This window comes from Streptomyces sp. NBC_00237, assembly GCF_026342435.1.
Taxonomy (GTDB): domain Bacteria; phylum Actinomycetota; class Actinomycetes; order Streptomycetales; family Streptomycetaceae; genus Streptomyces.
Genome location: NZ_JAPEMT010000005.1, coordinates 425311 through 441614, shown reverse-complemented (window position 1 = coordinate 441614; position 16304 = coordinate 425311). Strand labels below are relative to the sequence as shown.

The following is a 16304-nucleotide window of genomic DNA, read 5'->3' as shown; positions in this document are numbered from 1 at the left end:
GCACCAAGGCACCCACCAAGGCACCAAGGAACCGGGGGAGAACACGCATGACCGCCGCTTCGCGCATCGACACGACCTGCCCGCACACCGCCCGGATCTGGAACTACTGGCTGGACGGCGAGGACCACTACCCGGTGGACCGGGCGGCGGGTGACCAGATCCGCGCGCTGCACCCCGGAATCGGCGACTACGCCCGCGCCGACCGCGCTTTCCTCGGCCGGTCGGTGCGGTACCTGGCCGGTGAGGCGGGCATCCGTCAGTTCCTCGACGTGGGTACGGGTCTGCCCAGTGCGGACAACACCCATGAGGTCGCCCAGCGCATCGCACCGGAATCCCGCGTCGCGTACGTCGACAACGACCCCGTCGTCCTCACCCACGCCCAGGCCCTGCTCACCAGTACGCCCGAAGGCCGGACCGCCTACGCGGACGCCGATCTGCGCGACGTCGACGGCGTGCTCGCGCACGCCGCGAAGACCCTCGACCTGTCGCAGCCGGTCGCCCTGATGCTCCTCGGCGTCGTGATCTTCATCGAGGACGACGCCGAGTCGTTCGCTCTCGTACGACGTCTGATGGACGCCCTGCCGTCCGGCAGCCACCTCGTCCTCTCGCACACGATCACCAGTCCGTCGATGCCGGACGTGGACGCGGCCGTCGCGTTCTGGAACGAGAACGGCACGCCGAAGCTCACGCAGCGCACCCCGGACCGTGTCGCGCGGTACTTCGACGGTCTTGAGCTGTTGCCCCCCGGCCTGGTCTCGTGCAACCACTGGCGGCCGGAGGACCCGCGACTGCCCCCGGAAGTGGCGATGTTCGGGGGCGTCGGCCGCAAGCCGTAGAGGTCATCCGCCCGACCTCGTGCCGCGCGGGCGGGAAGCCGCGCTCGACGACGTAGTCGGTGGCGTACGGCGCGTCCCGGCCGGGCCGGGTGGGGCGGCAGCGCACTACCGGCGGCGCACTCGTGTCGTGCGGATTCCGCGTCGGGTTCGAAGCGGCGTCGGCGCGCGTGGACGTAAGCGCGGGCCCGGTGGGCGATCTGCCTCGCGGCGCGGCGTGAGGGCGCGCGGGTGGTTGAGGGCCTGGCGGGTCACCACGCGTACGAGATGGGCACGGGGGTGGTCCACGGAATCCGGGTCGGCCGCCGCCCGATTCCCGGGGTCACTCATCGAGGCACGCGGGCCCTGCGAACCGTGACGGCTTCCGGCCGTGATCCCGTTCACACCACACCTGGTTTCGGACGTGTTCACGTCATGCTCACCGTGAGGCCCTGGTTTCCCGTGCGCCCATCCGGGATGCTCCCCCACGGATGTGCTCCGACCCGCCCCACGGAGTCGCTTCACCGACTCCACGGACTTCACGGACTTCACGGAATCGAAGGGAAACCCGGTGTCCTTCACCGTCTCACTGCGTACGGCTTCGCCGCGTACGGCATCACCGCGCAAGGCTTCACTGCGTGCGGCTTCACTGCGTACGGCAGCCCTGCCCGCAGCCGTGGCCGCCGCGCTGCTCCTCCCCGCCGCGCCCGCACAGGCGGCGGTCGCGGCCTCCGTCACCGCGACCGTGGAGACCGCACCCGTGTCCCACAGCGGTGACGCCGCCGACGACCCGGCGATCTGGGCACACCCCTCCGACCCCGCCAAGTCCGTGGTCGTCGCGACGGACAAGAAGGGTGCGCTGGAGGTGTACGACATGGCGGGCGCACGCATCCAGCGGATCGACGGCGACCACGGCAACAACGTCGACCTGCGCGGCGACATCGTCGTCTCGGCGGACGACGAGGCGGCGGGCGGTTCCCTGCACGTCTACCGGATCGATCCGGCGACCCGGAAGCTGAAGCTCCTCAAGGACGTCCCCACCGAGGTCACCGCGCACGGCCTCTGCCTCTACACCTCGCCCTCCTCCGGCAAGCTGTACGCCTTCCCCAACTCCACCTCCGGCCGCGTCGAGCAGTGGGAACTGGCGGTCAGCGGCGACACCGTGAAGGCGACGTCGGTCCGCCTGTGGGACGCCGGGTCCGCGGTCGAGGGCTGCTACGCGGACGACAGCACCGGCAAGCTCTACCTCGGCGAGGAGGACGTCGGCGTCTGGACGTACGGGGCCGAGCCCTCCTCGGGAACGGCCCGTACGAAGTTCGACTCGGTCGGGTCCGGCGGGCACCTCACCGCCGACGTCGAGGGCATCACCGCGGCCGGGAACCGCATCTACGTCTCCTCGCAGGGCAGCAACGACTTCACCGTCTACGATCGCGCCAGCCGCGCCTACCTCGGCCGTTTCGCCGTCGCGAACGGCACGGCGGCCGACGACTGCGAGGACACCGACGGCATCGACGCGTCGGCCGCGAACCTCGGCCCGGCCTTCCCGCAGGGTGTGTTCGTCTGCCAGGACGGCTCCAACGGGGCGCCCGGCACCAGCGGAAACCAGAACTTCAAGTACGTACCGCTTCAGCGCATCACGGCGAACTTCGCCTGACCCCGTCCCTGGGGCCCCCGGAATCAGCCCCGGGGACCCCGGGCACAGGCGTCAACGCCGCCCGCCGGGCTCCCAGTTGTGCACCTCGACGTCCGCGTACCGGTCGGCGGTCAGGACGGCGCGGGCGCTGTCCGCGTCCGGGGCCCGCACCAGCGCCGCCGTGCCCAGCCAGACGTCGCCGTCGTCCGACAGCAGGGGTCCGTGGGCGATGACGTGATCGCGGTCGGCCGGGGGCTCCAGGTCGACGGCCTCCCCGGCGCCGAACCCGATCACCAGGTACCGGCTGCCGTCGTCCCGCAGGCCGGGGAACTCCCCCATGGTCCGCCCCAACGTGTTGCGCCACCGCCGCACCAGGACGTCCCGGAAGGCGCCCGCCTGGTAACAGGGCTCGTCGAAGGCGAAGGCGCGGGCGGCGGCGGGGCCCGGCAGGTCGGCGATGTGCAGGCTGCCGGTGGGCGTCTCGCCGTCGTCCGCGAAGGTCGGGCCGCGCGCTATGAGCTCCTTCTCGTACGTGTCCATGTACGACCAGTGCTCCTCCGTCAGGGCCATGCGCAGTGGGAGGGAGCCGGAGCGGTCCCGGTGGTAGAAGAGGAATTCCATGCCTCATGATCATGCCGGGAGGACGACGGAGTCCAGGGATTCGGGCGGACCTCACCGGGGCCGCCGGGGCATCGCATCACCGGGGTCACCGGGACTGCCGGGGTCACCGAGGTAGCCGGGGTCACCGGGGCGAGGTCGCGTCCGGCCACGCCACGTCGTCGATCGCGAGCCACGGCGCGGCGGCGACCGCCGTGGGCGTGAGCCCGGTGAACGCCTTCACCTCGCGGTGCAGATGGGACTGGTCGGCGTATCCGCTGCCGTGGGCGACGTCGGCCGGAGCGAGACCCGCCGCGAGCAGGTGCGCGGCGTGGTCGAAGCGCACGAGCCGGGCGGCGCGCTTGGGGGTGATGCCGAGCTGCGAACGGAAGCGGGCCGAGAGGCGTTTGCGGCTCCAGCCGGTTTCGTACGCCAGTCCCTCGACGCGTACGCGCCCTCGCCCGGCGAGCGTCCGCCGCCAGGTGTGGGCGACCTCCGCGTCGACCGGTGGCCGACCGCACCCGCGGCCCCGCACCCCTTCCTCCATCCGGCGGCCGAGGATGTCCACCGCGACCGCGAAGCGCTCGTCCCACGTCACCGCCGTGCGCAGTCCGGCCTCCGCCCGTTCCGTGCTGTCGCGGCCCCAGACGTCCGCGAGGGACTCCACCGCACCCCTCAGCTCCGCCGCCGGGCCGAACACCGCGGCCGCCGCGACGGGCTCCAGCCTGATCTGGAGGCACGCGCCGACGCGCCCTCCGGCCCGCAGCTCCCCCGGCAAAAGCCCGACGACGACACTGCCCCGCCCGCGTCGGCCCTCGGAGCCGCAGACGAGGTCCGCTCCGTCGCTCAGGTCGAAGAGCAGGGTGACGGACGGGTGGGCGACCATGGCGATGTCCACGTGCACGGGGGCGACGGCGCGTTGGCCGAACCCGGCCATGCGCACCCCCGGCAGCCCTGTCGAAGGGCGCGGCACCGCGACGCGGACACCCGCCCAGTCGAATGGCACCGGCTCCCTCAACATGCCTACAGGTTAAGCCCGTTGGGGTGTCACGGGCGGGGTTCCGGCAGTCCTCGCCGCGAAGTCCAGCAGGAGCCGGGCGGTCTCCTCAGGGGCTTCCCACAGGGGTACGTGCCCGACGCCCGGCAGCATGACGAGGCGCGTGCGGGGCACCGCGTCGTACTGGTGCGCCGACGAGGGCTCCCAACGCGGGTCGGCGGCGCCGAAGACGACGAGTACGGGGACGTCGAGGGCGGTGAGGCGCTCGGGCACGCTCCGCTCGTCGAGGTACGCGCCGAATTGGCGCAGGACCGACCTGAACGCGCGGTAGGTGGTGGTGCGCATGTCGGCGAGCACGTCGTCCGGAACGTCCACCGGCCGGGCGAGCATCGCACCGATCCCCTTGCGGATCATCGCGTCGGAACGCAGCGCCCACAGGAGCGCACCGAAGGGCGGGGCCGTCAGGGCCCGGACGACGGCGGGCTGCGGCAGGAGCGCACCGGAACTCGGTCCGGTGCTGACCAGCGCGAGCGCGCCCACGAGATCGGGACGCCGCTCCGCGAGCGCGGTGGCGACGTAGCCGCCGCTGGAGTGTCCGGCCACCGTGACGGAACGGAGCCCGAGCCCGTCGAGCAGCCGCGCCACCCGGTCCGCGAGGACCGGCACGTCGTAGGACTCCGCGGGCGGGGACTGACCGCACCCGGGAAGGTCGACCCGAACAACGTGATGCGGCCCGGCGAGTGCCGGAACCAGTGGATTCCACGAGGAGCCCGAGGCCCCCGACCCGTGGATGAGCAGGACCGGCGGCGCCTGGGGCGGGCCGTCGTGGACCACGTGCATCCTGTGCGCGTCGTGTTCGGCGTCGTGTTCGGCGTCATGTCGGGCGTCATGTTCGCTCATGCCAGGAAGGGTGCGGGACCCGCCCGCTGCCGGTCTTGTACGAATGTCACCGTCCGTCTCTCGTACGGACTCCCCCACGCCCGGCATCACCCGGCACCGGGTGGCACGCGATGACGCCATATCGCGCCACATCGGAGCCATCAGAGGCCCATACCTCGCGTGACACCACAGCCATCCAACCTGGCGTCACTGGAAAACCGCAGGTCAAAGCGCATGTAAATAAGCTGACTTCAGATTCCCCGACAGACCACTTGCCCATGACGCCAATGTGGTGCCATGATGACGCCATGGACCTCACCCCGTACGTCGACTCCCTTCGCCGCGAACTCGCGGTGGCCGCCGAGGCCGGTGGCGACGACACCCGCGAGCTGGCGGAGCGGCTCACCGCTCCGCTCGAATCGGCGGCCCGGCTGACGATGCTCCACGTCCTGTCCGCCGCGACGAACGAGATAACGCGGGAACTCGCCCCGGGTTCGGTCGACGTACGGATGCGCGGTTTCGACCCCGACTTCGTGGTGACGCTGCCGCCCACCGACAGCGGCGCCCCGATGAGTCCGACCTCGGCCTTCGCACCGCACAGCGCCCCGGCCGACAGCGACGAGGGCGGCACCGCCCGCGTCAACCTGCGCCTCCCCGCGCACCTCAAGGCACGCACCGAGGAGGCGGCCGGCCGCGAGGGCCTGTCGGTCAACGCGTGGCTCATACGCGCCGTCACGACGGCGCTCGACAGCGACACCCGCCCGCGCAGGACGGAGAAGAGCCAGACCATGGGCACCGCCTACACGGGCTGGGCGCGCTAGCCGCTCCGCGACCGCAGGGCTCCCGTACGACGCCCCTACGGCTCCGGCCGCCAGCGCTTGCTCCACTCGCACCACGCCACCCACACCGCGCCCCACCAGCGGAAACGCTCCCGAGACCCAAGAGGACGGATCAGCCATGCCTTCTTTCGACACTCCCGCAGCGATCTCGACCACGGCACGCGTGGAAGCCGGTTCCATCCAGTTCACCGCGACGGACCGCCCGGACACCGTCGTCGGGGTGACGCCCCGCAACCCGAAGAAGGACCAGGACGTGCGGGCCGCCGAGCAGACCGAGGTCACGTACACGAACGGCACACTGACCATCAGGACGCCCAAGCCCAACCTGCTCGGCCTCAGCATCGGCCGCGTCGGCACGGTGGACGTGACGGTCGAACTGCCCACGGGCTCCCACGTCGACCTGACGGGCACCTGGACCCAGGTGCTCGGAGAGGGCAGGCTCGGCGAGGTCCGCGTGAAGACCTCGTCCGGCGACGTCCGCTTCGACACGACAGGACCGCTGGACCTCACCGCGTCGCACGGCTCGATCTCCGTGGAGCGGGTCGAGGGCAGGGCCGAGATCACCACCAGCTCGGGCAGCGTACGCGTCGGCCTCATCGACGGACCAGCCACCCTGAAGAACTCGCACGGCACCACGAGCGTCGGCGCAGCAACGGGTGAGCTGCGGGTGCGCAACGCCCTCGGCGACGTCGACATCACGCGCGCCGAAGACTCGGTCTCCGCCGTCAGCGCGCACGGCACCCTCCGCATAGGTGAAGTGGCGGGCGGAACGGTGCAGTTGGAGACCAACTACGGAGCCATAGAGGTCGGCGTCCGGGCGGGCACGGCCACGTGGCTCGACGTGGACGCGGGCTCCGGCCAGGTGCGCAACACGCTCACCTCGTCCGAGCCGCCGGAGCGGACCGAGAGCTCGGTCAAGATCCGCGCCCGCACCAAGCACGGCAACATCACCGTCCTCCGCGCCAAGGTCTGACCCCGGCCGTCGCCCCCAGACATCACCTCAACCCTCACCCCAGCCGTCACCCCAGCCGTCACCCCAGTCTTCGAAGGAGAAGACACATGACTTCCTCTGACATGATCACATCACTTCAGGGCGACGCGCGCCCTTCCCCGAACAGTCCGGCCGCCATCTCGGCCAGCGGTCTGCGCAAGTCGTACGGCGACAAGACCGTCCTCGACGGCATCGACTTCCGCATCCCCACCGGCACCGTCTTCGCCCTGCTCGGCCCCAACGGCGCGGGCAAGACCACCGCCGTCAAGATCCTCTCCACCCTCGTCACCGCCGACAGCGGCCACGCCCACATCGCGGGCCACGACACCGCCACCGCACCCCAGGCCGTCCGCGCCGCCATCGGCGTCACCGGACAGTTCTCCGCGGTCGACGGACTGATCACCGGCGAGGAGAACATGCTCCTCATGGCCGACCTGCACCACCTTCCCCGCCGCGAGGGCCGTCGGATCACCGCCGAACTCCTCGCCCGCTTCGACCTCACCGACGCGGCGAAGAAGCCCGCCTCCACCTACTCCGGCGGCATGAAACGGCGCCTCGACATCGCCATGACCCTCGTCGGGAGCCCGCGGATCATCTTCCTCGACGAGCCGACCACCGGCCTCGACCCCCGCTCCCGCCACAACATGTGGGGCATCATCCGCGAACTCGTCAGCAGCGGCGTCACCGTCTTCCTCACCACCCAGTACCTGGAGGAGGCCGACGAACTCGCCGACCGCATCGCCGTCCTGAACGACGGCAGGATCGCCGCCGAGGGCACCGCCGACGAGCTGAAGCGCATGATCCCCGGCGGCCACGTCAAGATCCGGTTCTTCGATCCGGCCGCCTACCGGTCGGCGGCCACCGCCCTGCACGAGGCCACCCGTGACGACGAGTCGCTGTCGCTCCAGATCCCCAGCGACGGAAGCCAGCGCGAGCTGCGCTCCCTCCTCGACTGGCTCGACTCCGCGGGCATCGAGGCCGACGAGCTGACCGTGCACACCCCGGACCTCGACGACGTCTTCTTCGCCCTGACCAGCGGCACCGGCACCACCGCCACCACCACCGTCCCCAACCAGACCAACCAGCCGAAGGAGGCTCTGCGATGAGCTCCCTGTCCCTCGCCGTGCGCGACTCGTCCACGATGCTGCGCCGCAACCTCCTGCACGCCCGCCGCTACCCGTCCCTCACCCTGAACCTGCTGCTCACGCCGGTCATGCTCCTGCTGCTGTTCGTCTACCTCTTCGGCGACGCGCTGAGCGCGGGCATCGGCGGTGCCGGTGCGGACCGCGCCGACTACATCGCGTACATCGTCCCCGGCATCCTGCTGATGACCATCGGCGGCACCACGATCGGCAGCGCGGTGTCCGTCTCCACCGACATGGCCGAGGGCATCATCGCCCGCTTCCGCACGATGGCGATCCACCGCGGGTCGATCCTCATCGGGCACGTCGTCGGCAGCGTGCTCCAGTGCGTGATGAGCGTGGTCGTCGTGGGTGCCGTGGGCGTGGCCATCGGGTTCCGGTCCAAGGACGCCACCGTCCTGGAATGGTTCCTGGCGTTCGGACTGCTCGTCATCTTCGCCCTGGCGCTCACCTGGATCGCGGTCGGGATGGGCCTGATCAGCCCGAACGCCGAGGCGGCCAGCAACAACGCGATGCCGCTGATCTTCCTGCCGCTGATCTCCAGCACCTTCGTCCCGGTCGACGCGATGCCGGGCTGGTTCCAGCCGATCGCCGAGTACCAGCCCTTCACCCCGGCCATCGAGACGCTGCGCGGACTGCTGCGCGGCACCGAGATCGGCCACAACGGGTGGCTGGCCGTGGCCTGGTGCCTGGGCCTGGCCGTGCTCGGCTACTTCTGGTCCAAGTCGGTCTTCGACCGCGACCCCTCGTAGGACTCGCAGGCCCTCCGCACGCGCCGAAGGGCGGCGTACCCCGACGACGAGTCGGGGTACGCCGCCCCTCCGGCATGCCGGGCCGGGGACGGGTTCAGCCCAGGCGGAAGCGCAGTCGGCAGATCACCGCGTCGGTGTCCCGGCGGACGGCGTGGGCGACGACCGCGCCGCGCTGGTTCTGGAGCAGCCGCTGCCAGAGGTGGGCGGGTTCGGCCTCGGGGACGAGGACGGTGATGCGGGTGCCGGGCTCGGACTCCGCCAGCTTGTTCGCGTACGCGGCGATGGGCCTGCCGAGCGTACGGCGCTCGGAGGTGAGCCGGATCAGCGGGACGCCGGGGTTCCACAGCGCCCAGTCGCGTTCCAGGGCCTCGGTCTGCGCCCGGTCCTCGGGGTCGGGGTGGCAGACGGTGACCGCGCGCACCTCGTCGCCGAGCGAGACGGCCGCACTCAGCGCCTCGCCCGTGAGCCTGGTCAGCGAAGAGACGGGGACGAGCACCAACGAGCGCTGCCTGCACGGCACGTGGGGAACGCGGCCGACTTCGAGCCGCGCGCCGATCTTCGCGTACGCCCGGTGCACCTGCGCGAACAGCACCATCAGCAACGGCAGCGCGACGACGATCAGCCACGCCCCGTCGTGGAACTTGGTGGCGGTGACGACGACGGCGCTCACCCCCGTGAGCAACGCGCCGAAGCCGTTCAGGAGCGCCTTGCCGACCCAGCGTGGTCCGCGCACGGTCCGCCAGTGCAGGACCATGCCGGTCTGCGCGACGGTGAAGCCGATGAAGACGCCGATCGCGAAGAGCGGGACGAGGGTGTTGGTGTCGCCGCCGGAGAAGAGCAGGAGGGCGGCGGAGACGGCGGAGAGGGTGAGGACGCCGTGCCGGTGGACCTGCCGGTCGGCCTTGAGGCCGAAGACGTGCGGGAGGTGGTTGTCGCGGGCGAGGAGCCCCAGAAGTACGGGCAGACCGCCGAAGGAGGTGTTGGCGGAGAGCGCGAGCAGGATCATCGTCGCGAACTGGACCAGGTAGAAGGCCCAGTTGTGGCCGAGCGAGGCGTCGGCGAGCTGGGCGAGGACGGTGACGCCCTCGACGGGCTGGAGGCCGAAGCGGGAGATCAGTACGGAGAGACCGATGAGCATCACGCCGAGCAGCGCCCCGAGGGCGACCTCGGCACGCTGGGCGCGGCGGGCGGCCGGGGCCCGGAACGAGGGCACGGCGTTGGCGATGGCCTCGACGCCGGTGAGCGCGGAGCAGCCGGACGCGAACGCCTTCAGGAGGAGGAGGGCGCCGACGGTGGTGGCGTTGTCCCCGAGCACGGAGGCGTGCCCCGCGGCGGCCTCGGTGGAGGCCGGGGCGTCCCGGAAGAGCCCCACCACGATCATGGTCAGGATCGCGCCGACGAAGACGGCGGTCGGCACCAGGAACGCCCGTGCGGAGTCGACGATTCCGCGCAGGTTGACGCCCGTCACCAGGACCAGGACGGCCAGGCAGATCCCCACTCGCTGGTCGTAGAGGGAGGGGAGGGCGGAGGTGAGGGCGGCGACTCCGGCGGTCACGGCGACGGCCACGTTCAGCACGTAGTCCAGGACGAGGGAGGCGGCGGCGACGAGACTCGTACGCGCCCCCAGATACGTCTTGGCGACCGCGTAACTCCCCCCGCCGTCGGGGAACGCGGCGATCACCTGCCGGTACGAGGCGACCAGTACGGCCAGCAGCGCGGCGATCCCCAGGGTGACGGGGAGCGTGAACCCGAGGCCGTAGCCGCCTGCCGCGGCCAGCACGAGGACGATCGCCTCGGGCCCGTACGCCACGGACGCCATCGCGTCCAGGGAGAGGGCGGCGAGACCGGTCACGGCGGTGAGCTTGTGGCGGGACACCGGGTCGGCGTCGGGCCGCCCCGCCGGATACGGATCGGGGGGTTCCGCGCGACCGGCGGCCGAGGGGCCTTCGACGGGGGCGGAAGCGCGGACGGAGTCGGAGAGGGGGGAGGCGGACATGGACGGGCTCCTTCACTGGCACGTCCGCCCAGCTTCGACGTCCTTGCGGCGTCCGCCCGCTGCCCTAGCGGCTTCTTGCCGGTCGGGTCGCCCGTCTTCACGCGTTGCTGACGCGCGGTGTGCGTGCGGGGTGGGGCTTCTGCTCGCCCGGGTTCACTTCAACAGGCCGCGCCAGCGGTCGGCGGAGGCCGCCATGTCCTCGATGACGTGCTCCAGGAACACCCCCGCCTTGGCCAGCCGCTGCCCGACGGGCGTGTCCGGCCCGAACGCCTCCGCCGTCCTCGTCGCGGCCCGCGCCGACGCGAGAATCTGCCGGGAGCTGATCACGATCGAGTGGTACCAGGCTTCGTCGTCGACCACGTACACGTCCCGCCGCCGCTGCGGATCGCGTTCGCGCCGGACGTACCCCTGCTCCACCAGGAAGCTCACGGCGACCGACACGGAGGCCGGGCTGACCTTCAGCCTGCGGACCAGCTCGGCGGCGGTGCGCCGTCCGTCCTCGGCCAGCAACAGGTCGACGTGGACGCGCGCGGTCATCCTCGGCAGCCCCGACCGCACCGCCAGCTCGATGATCTCCTCCTCCACCGGGCCGTCCGGCACCCCGGCCCCACGAGCGGGCGCCGGGGTGCCGCGCCGGGCACGCCTGACCGTGTCCTGGTGCGCCTGCTGAGGCCGGTAGGCGCCAGGACCGCCGTTGCGCGAGACCTCCCGGCTGACGGTCGAGGTCGGCCGGTCGAGCCGTCTGGCGATCTCGGCGTAGGAGAGCCGGTCGGCGAGTCCGGCGGAGATGCGCTGACGCTCCTGCTGGGTCAATCGTCCTCCTGGCATGCAGTCAGTATTGCCTTCGCCGCCATTCATTGCAACGTGCCATTGCATTCGCTTCCAGCGTCATTGCATCAAATAACAGCCACTGACCTGCAAGAACGCGGTTCGACCAATTGACTGAATCAGTGAACGCAACGTAGCTTTCAGTACACGTCGAACACGTCATATCGCGAGATGAGGAACGGCCATGAGTGACTCCCTCCACACCCTCTCGACCCTGCCGACGGAGCGCCGGTCCGGCTGCCCCTTCGATCCACCGGCAGAACTGATCGACGCCCGCGAGCACGCGCCGCTCAGCCGCATCACCCACCCCGGCGGGGTTCCCGGCTGGATGATCACCGGGTACGACCTGGTCAAGTCGGTCCTGGCCGACCCGAGGTTCAGCTCGCGCAAGGACCTCCTGAACGTCGTCGCCGACTTCAAGATCCCTCCGGCACCGCCCGGCGAGTTCCTCCTCACGGACGACCCGGAGCACGGGCGCTACCGCAAGCCGCTGGTGGGCAAGTTCACCGCGCGCCGGATGCGGCTGCTCACCGAGCGCATCGAGCAGATCACCGACGACTGCCTGGACGCCATGGCGAAGGCGGGCCCGTCGGCCGACCTGGTGACCGCGTTCGCCCGGCCGATCCCCACCATCGTCATCTGCGAGCTGCTGGGCGTGCCGTACGAGGAGCGCGGCTCCTTCGAGGAGCAGATCGCCTTGTTCATGAACGGCGAGCCGAACGACGAGGAACTGATCGCCGCGTACGCCGCGACCCAGCAGTACCTCGCGGGCCTGGTGGCCGCCAAGCGCGCGAACCCCACCGACGACGTACTCAGCGAACTCGCCGACAGCGACCTGAGCGACGAGGAGTTGCAGGGCATCAGCCTGATCCTGCTGGCGGCCGGACTCGACACCACCGCCAACATGCTGGCCCTCGGCACCTTCGCGCTGCTGGAGAACCCGGCACAGCTGGCCGCACTGCGCGCCGACCCCTCGCTCACAGACCGGGCCGTGGAGGAACTGCTGCGGTACCTGACCGTCGCCAAGACGTTCATGCGTACGGCGACGGAGGACGTCGAGCTGGGCGGCCAGACCATCGAGGCGGGCACGACGGTCCTCCTCTCCTACAACACCGCCAACCGTGACCCGGAGCGTTTCACCGCCCCGCACTCGCTCGACATCCGGCGGCAGGACGGCGGACACCTGGCCTTCGGACACGGGGTGCACCTGTGCCTGGGGCAGCAGCTGGCGCGCATCGAGATGCGGATCGCCCTGCGCGCACTGCTCGACCGCTTCCCCACGCTGCGCCTGGCCGTACCCGCCGAGGAGGTCCGGCTGCGTCCGGAGGCGGCCGATGTGTACGGGGTGAAGAGCCTGCCGGTGACCTGGGACGCCTGACCGTCGCCCGTACGGCGCAAGCCGGAGGACCCCGCCCCCGACGGCGGATTCCGACCGGCCGCACAAAACCCCTTGCCCAATGGTCAAGACTCCTTGACCATTGGGTGCATGACAACCGATGATCTCCCCGAGACCTTCCACGTCACCACTGACGAACAACTGCGCGCCGTCTCCAACCTCACCCGTCACCGGATCATCGCCGCGCTCCGCTTCGAGCCTGCGACGATCACGCAGATCGCCGAGCAGGTGGGCCTCGCCAAGGGCAGTTCCAGCTACCACGTGCGGCTTCTTGAGCGGGCCGGGCTGGTGAAGGTGGTGCGAACCCGGAAGGTGCGGGGGGTCACCGAGCGGTACTACGCGATGGCCGCGCAGTCGATCGTGCTGCCCGATCCGGGGGCGGGGCAGCCGGATGTACTGATGCGGCAGGCGGTGGCCGACCTGGAGGCGGCGCCGGTGGAGGGCGAGCGGCACGTACGGATGGCGCATCTGCGCCTCACCGAGGAGCAGTTCGCGGAGCTGGGGGCGCGGCTGGAGGCTCTGGCGGACGAGTACCAGAAGCTGTCCGACCCGTCGCTGCCGGACGTGTCGCTGGCCTTCGCACTGTTCCGCCCGGCTCCGCGCCAGCAGGCCGAGGGGGACGCCAAGTGACCACAGAGGCAAAGAAGTTGCCCACCGGCTTCGGACGGCTGTGGACCGCGCAGACGGTGTCGTCGCTCGGCGACGGGGTGACACATGCCGCGCTGCCGCTGCTCGCGCTGACGCTGACGCGGGATCCGATGGCGCTCGCCGTGGTGACGGCCGCCGGGACGCTGCCGTGGCTGCTCTTCGGAGTGCTCGGCGGTGCGCTGGTGGACCGCTGGGACCGTCGGCGCGCCATGTGGGTCGCGGACGTGGTGCGTGCGGTGCTGCTCGCGATACCGGCGGCGGCTGCCGCCTTCGACGTACTGAGCATTCCGCTGCTCGCGGCCACCGCCTTCCTGCTCGCCCTCGGCGGGCTCTTCTTCGACACCGCCGCCACCGCTTATCTGCCGGACCTGCTGGGCCGCGACCCCGCACTCCTGGAGCGCGCCAACTCCCGCCTGCGCGGCACCCAGACCGCCGCATCCGGCTTCGCGGGGCCCCCTGCGGGCAGCGCGCTCCTCGCGCTCGGGCGGACGGTTCCGCTGATCGCCGACGCGGTGTCGTTCGCGCTCTCCGCACTGCTCGTACGGTCGCTGCCCGCCACGCCCCGGCCCGTACAAGAGGCGCGCGAGTCTCTGCTGCGGCAGGCTCGGGCCGGTGCTTCGTACGTCTTCCGCGACCGGTTGCTGCTCGGGCTCGCGCTGCGTCCCGCGGTCGGGAACGTCGCCTTCCTTGCCGTGGAGACCGTCCTCGCCCTTTTCGCGCAGGAGCGTCTCGGCATCGGCACGTTCGGCTTCGGACTGCTCCTCACGGCGGAGGCCACCGGCGGCCTGCTCGGCGCGGCCATCGCCTCCTCCATCGGCCGACGGCTGGGCACCGGAACCGCGTTGACCTGCACGGCCGCAGTCGAGGGGCTTGCCATCCTGGGGCTTGCCGCCGCCCCGAATCCGTACGTCGCCGGTCTCGCGCTCGCCGTCTGCGGAGCGGGCATGGGCGCCACGATGGTGCTCGCCCCCTCCCTGCGGCAGTCGATCGTCCCCGCCCACCTGATGGGCCGGGTCGCCTCCACCTCCCGCATGCTCGCCATGTGCGCCGCCCCGTTCGGCGCCTTCCTCGGCGGCTGGCTGGCCGCCTCCCACGGCGTACGCGCCCCGCTCTACGCCGCCGCCGGGCTCCTCCTGACCATGACCGCCGTCACCGCGACCATGACCAGCAATCGCCGGGTCGAAGCAGCACTGCGCGAGGCAGCACTGCGCGACGCCGCCTCGGCCGACGGCTCCGGTCACCCGGAATCCGGTGGCCCCGTGGGCGCACCCGAACCCTTGCGCACCCCATAGGATCCCCGGACGAACGGAGCCTTCGGCGGATGGACGGACCGGGCGTTCGAGGTGTCACCGGCGACCTCATGAAACGCGTGCCCCTCGGCTTGCCCGCCGACCACCCCCGCGCCACCCTGCTGCGGCACCGCTCGCTGCTCGCCGCCCGCCCGCCCGACCGACCGACCGCCCGCCCGCCCGCCCGCCGGGGAGGACGTCACGCTCACCCCCGCCGCCGTGGACCACGTACTCCAGGCGGCACACACCCTCACACCCCTGCTCACCTGGCTCGGTCACCACGTGACGGCGGCTCGCACCCACGACTGACGGGACGGCCCGGGCCCTCGGTGTTCCTTCCCTCCTCACCTGCACGCCTCGTGCCACGAGGCGCTCCCTCTTGGATACTTGAGGCGCGGACGACGGGCCCCACCCGGACGAACGGATACACCGTCAGCCACACCGCAGGCCAGACGCCCACCTGTCACCCCCTCCCGGAGGTACACATGCGGATGCTCATCAACGTGCCCGAGACCGTCGTCGACGATGCGCTGCGGGGAATCGCGGCCGCCCACCCCGATCTCGCGGTCGACGTCGCCAACCGGATCGTCGTACGGCGGGACGCGCCGGTCGCCGGGAAGGTGGGGCTGGTCTCCGGGGGCGGGAGCGGGCACGAGCCGTTGCACGCGGGGTTCGTGGGGCCGGGGATGTTGTCGGCCGCGTGCCCCGGGGAGGTCTTCACGTCACCGGTACCGGACCAGATGGTGCGGGCCGCGGCCGCCGTCGATTCCGGGCGGGGCGTGCTGTTCGTCGTCAAGAACTACACCGGGGACGTCCTCAACTTCGACATGGCCGCCGAGTTGGCCGGGGAGGAGGGCATCCGGGTCGAGCGGGTGCTCGTGAACGACGACGTCGCCGTGACCGACAGCCTGTACACGGCGGGGCGGCGCGGGACCGGAGCCACGCTCTTCGTCGAGAAGATCGCCGGGGCCGCCGCGGACGAGGGCGCGACGCTGGAGCGGGTGGCCGAGGTGGCCCGGAAGGTGAACGACTCGGCGCGGAGCTTCGGGGTCGCGCTGAGCGCGTGCTCGACACCCGCGAAGGGCAGCCCGACCTTCGAACTTCCCGTGGGCCAGCTTGAGTTGGGAGTCGGTATCCACGGCGAGCCGGGCCGTGAGCGCCGCGCCGCGATGACCGCACGGGAGATCGCGGACTACGCGGTGGACGTCGTACTGGAGGACCTCCGGCCGACCGGCCCGGTACTGGCCCTCGTGAACGGCATGGGGGCCACCCCCCTGTTGGAGCTGTACGGGTTCAACGCCGAGGTCCAGCGCGTCCTTTCGGAGCGGGGCGTGCCCGTGGCCCGTACGCTCGTCGGGAACTACGTCACGTCCCTCGACATGGCGGGCTGCTCGGTGACGCTGTGCCAGGTCGACGAGGAGATGCTGCGGTGGTGGGACGCGCCGGTACAGACCGCCGCGTTGCGCTGGGGACGTTGATCCGTCAGATGCGAAAGGGAGAAGGGG

Annotated in this window: 14 protein-coding genes and 2 pseudogenes; 10 read left to right on the top strand and 6 right to left on the bottom strand. The window is 71.4% G+C overall.

Annotated features, from left to right (window positions below):
• Positions 1-47 precede the first annotated feature (47 nt).
• Positions 48-836 carry an SAM-dependent methyltransferase gene (locus OG897_RS37775; RefSeq protein ID WP_266664427.1) on the top strand — a complete coding sequence of 263 codons (789 nt, stop codon included), beginning with the start codon at positions 48-50 and terminating at the stop codon, positions 834-836.
• A gap of 547 nt (positions 837-1383) precedes the next feature.
• On the top strand, positions 1384-2466 hold the full coding sequence (locus tag OG897_RS37770; protein WP_266664425.1) for a phytase: 1083 nt from the start codon (positions 1384-1386) through the stop codon (positions 2464-2466).
• Positions 2467-2517: 51 nt separating this feature from the next.
• On the opposite strand, the gene OG897_RS37765 is transcribed toward OG897_RS37770, so the two are convergent.
• The 3 genes from OG897_RS37765 to OG897_RS37755 all read right to left on the bottom strand — a co-directional run bounded on the left by OG897_RS37765 (position 2518) and on the right by OG897_RS37755 (position 4939).
• On the bottom strand, positions 2518-3066 hold the full coding sequence (locus tag OG897_RS37765; RefSeq protein ID WP_266664423.1) for a YciI family protein: 549 nt from the start codon (positions 3064-3066) through the stop codon (positions 2518-2520).
• A gap of 121 nt (positions 3067-3187) precedes the next feature.
• Entirely contained in the window at positions 3188-4063 is an 876-nt protein-coding gene (locus OG897_RS37760; protein ID WP_266664422.1) for a helix-turn-helix domain-containing protein, read from the bottom strand.
• 9 nt (positions 4064-4072) lie between these two features.
• Complete coding sequence (locus OG897_RS37755; protein WP_266664420.1) at positions 4073-4939, bottom strand: alpha/beta fold hydrolase; 867 nt, start codon at positions 4937-4939, stop codon at positions 4073-4075.
• Positions 4940-5226: 287 nt separating this feature from the next.
• On the opposite strand from OG897_RS37755, the gene OG897_RS37750 reads away from it, so the two are divergent.
• From OG897_RS37750 to OG897_RS37735, 4 genes are all read left to right on the top strand, one after another.
• On the top strand, positions 5227-5739 hold the full coding sequence (locus OG897_RS37750) for a hypothetical protein (RefSeq protein WP_266664418.1): 513 nt from the start codon (positions 5227-5229) through the stop codon (positions 5737-5739).
• Between the two features lie 136 nt (positions 5740-5875).
• The gene (locus OG897_RS37745; protein WP_266664416.1) at positions 5876-6730 is read left to right on the top strand and encodes a DUF4097 family beta strand repeat-containing protein; all 855 of its coding nucleotides are present in this window, start codon (positions 5876-5878) and stop codon (positions 6728-6730) included.
• Positions 6731-6816: 86 nt separating this feature from the next.
• Positions 6817-7854: an ATP-binding cassette domain-containing protein gene (locus tag OG897_RS37740; protein ID WP_266664414.1), complete on the top strand. Its 1038-nt coding sequence runs from the start codon at positions 6817-6819 to the stop codon at positions 7852-7854.
• Positions 7851-8642, top strand: a complete 792-nt coding sequence (locus OG897_RS37735; protein WP_266664412.1) for an ABC transporter permease — start codon at positions 7851-7853, stop codon at positions 8640-8642. Before OG897_RS37740 ends, OG897_RS37735 begins: the two co-directional genes overlap by 4 nt.
• A 94-nt stretch (positions 8643-8736) precedes the next feature.
• Here OG897_RS37735 and OG897_RS37730 read toward each other — a convergent pair whose 3' ends face one another.
• The 3 genes and pseudogenes from OG897_RS37730 to OG897_RS37720 form a co-directional block, all read right to left on the bottom strand.
• Positions 8737-10638 carry an APC family permease gene (locus OG897_RS37730; RefSeq protein WP_266664410.1) on the bottom strand — a complete coding sequence of 634 codons (1902 nt, stop codon included), beginning with the start codon at positions 10636-10638 and terminating at the stop codon, positions 8737-8739.
• 153 nt (positions 10639-10791) lie between these two features.
• Positions 10792-11136, bottom strand: a pseudogene (locus tag OG897_RS37725) (MarR family transcriptional regulator); the annotation flags it as partial.
• 195 nt (positions 11137-11331) lie between these two features.
• Positions 11332-11451, bottom strand: a pseudogene (locus OG897_RS37720) (helix-turn-helix domain-containing protein); the annotation flags it as partial.
• A gap of 199 nt (positions 11452-11650) precedes the next feature.
• Here OG897_RS37720 and OG897_RS37715 point away from each other — a divergent pair.
• The 4 genes from OG897_RS37715 (at position 11651) to dhaK (ending at position 16277) form a co-directional block, all read left to right on the top strand.
• Positions 11651-12844, top strand: a complete 1194-nt coding sequence (locus OG897_RS37715) for a cytochrome P450 (RefSeq protein WP_266664408.1) — start codon at positions 11651-11653, stop codon at positions 12842-12844.
• 108 nt (positions 12845-12952) lie between these two features.
• Positions 12953-13492, top strand: coding sequence for a transcriptional regulator (locus OG897_RS37710; protein ID WP_266664406.1), 540 nt, complete (start codon positions 12953-12955; stop codon positions 13490-13492).
• Positions 13489-14802, top strand: a complete 1314-nt coding sequence (locus OG897_RS37705; protein ID WP_266664404.1) for an MFS transporter — start codon at positions 13489-13491, stop codon at positions 14800-14802. The genes OG897_RS37710 and OG897_RS37705 overlap by 4 nt, the downstream gene beginning before the upstream one ends.
• A 482-nt stretch (positions 14803-15284) precedes the next feature.
• Entirely contained in the window at positions 15285-16277 is a 993-nt protein-coding gene (dhaK, locus tag OG897_RS37700; protein WP_266664402.1) for a dihydroxyacetone kinase subunit DhaK, read from the top strand.
• The last annotated feature ends 27 nt before the right edge of the window (positions 16278-16304 follow it).

Coding starts and splice junctions, on each gene's coding strand:
- dhaK (WP_266664402.1), top strand. CDS start 15,285: ATGCGGATGCTCATCAACGTGCCCGAGACCGTCGTCGACGATGCGCTG.
- OG897_RS37730 (WP_266664410.1), bottom strand. CDS start 10,638: ATGTCCGCCTCCCCCCTCTCCGACTCCGTCCGCGCTTCCGCCCCCGTC.
- OG897_RS37765 (WP_266664423.1), bottom strand. CDS start 3,066: ATGGAATTCCTCTTCTACCACCGGGACCGCTCCGGCTCCCTCCCACTG.
- OG897_RS37755 (WP_266664420.1), bottom strand. CDS start 4,939: ATGAGCGAACATGACGCCCGACATGACGCCGAACACGACGCCGAACAC.
- OG897_RS37735 (WP_266664412.1), top strand. CDS start 7,851: ATGAGCTCCCTGTCCCTCGCCGTGCGCGACTCGTCCACGATGCTGCGC.
- OG897_RS37715 (WP_266664408.1), top strand. CDS start 11,651: ATGAGTGACTCCCTCCACACCCTCTCGACCCTGCCGACGGAGCGCCGG.
- OG897_RS37710 (WP_266664406.1), top strand. CDS start 12,953: ATGACAACCGATGATCTCCCCGAGACCTTCCACGTCACCACTGACGAA.
- OG897_RS37745 (WP_266664416.1), top strand. CDS start 5,876: ATGCCTTCTTTCGACACTCCCGCAGCGATCTCGACCACGGCACGCGTG.
- OG897_RS37775 (WP_266664427.1), top strand. CDS start 48: ATGACCGCCGCTTCGCGCATCGACACGACCTGCCCGCACACCGCCCGG.
- OG897_RS37740 (WP_266664414.1), top strand. CDS start 6,817: ATGACTTCCTCTGACATGATCACATCACTTCAGGGCGACGCGCGCCCT.
- OG897_RS37750 (WP_266664418.1), top strand. CDS start 5,227: ATGGACCTCACCCCGTACGTCGACTCCCTTCGCCGCGAACTCGCGGTG.
- OG897_RS37760 (WP_266664422.1), bottom strand. CDS start 4,063: ATGTTGAGGGAGCCGGTGCCATTCGACTGGGCGGGTGTCCGCGTCGCG.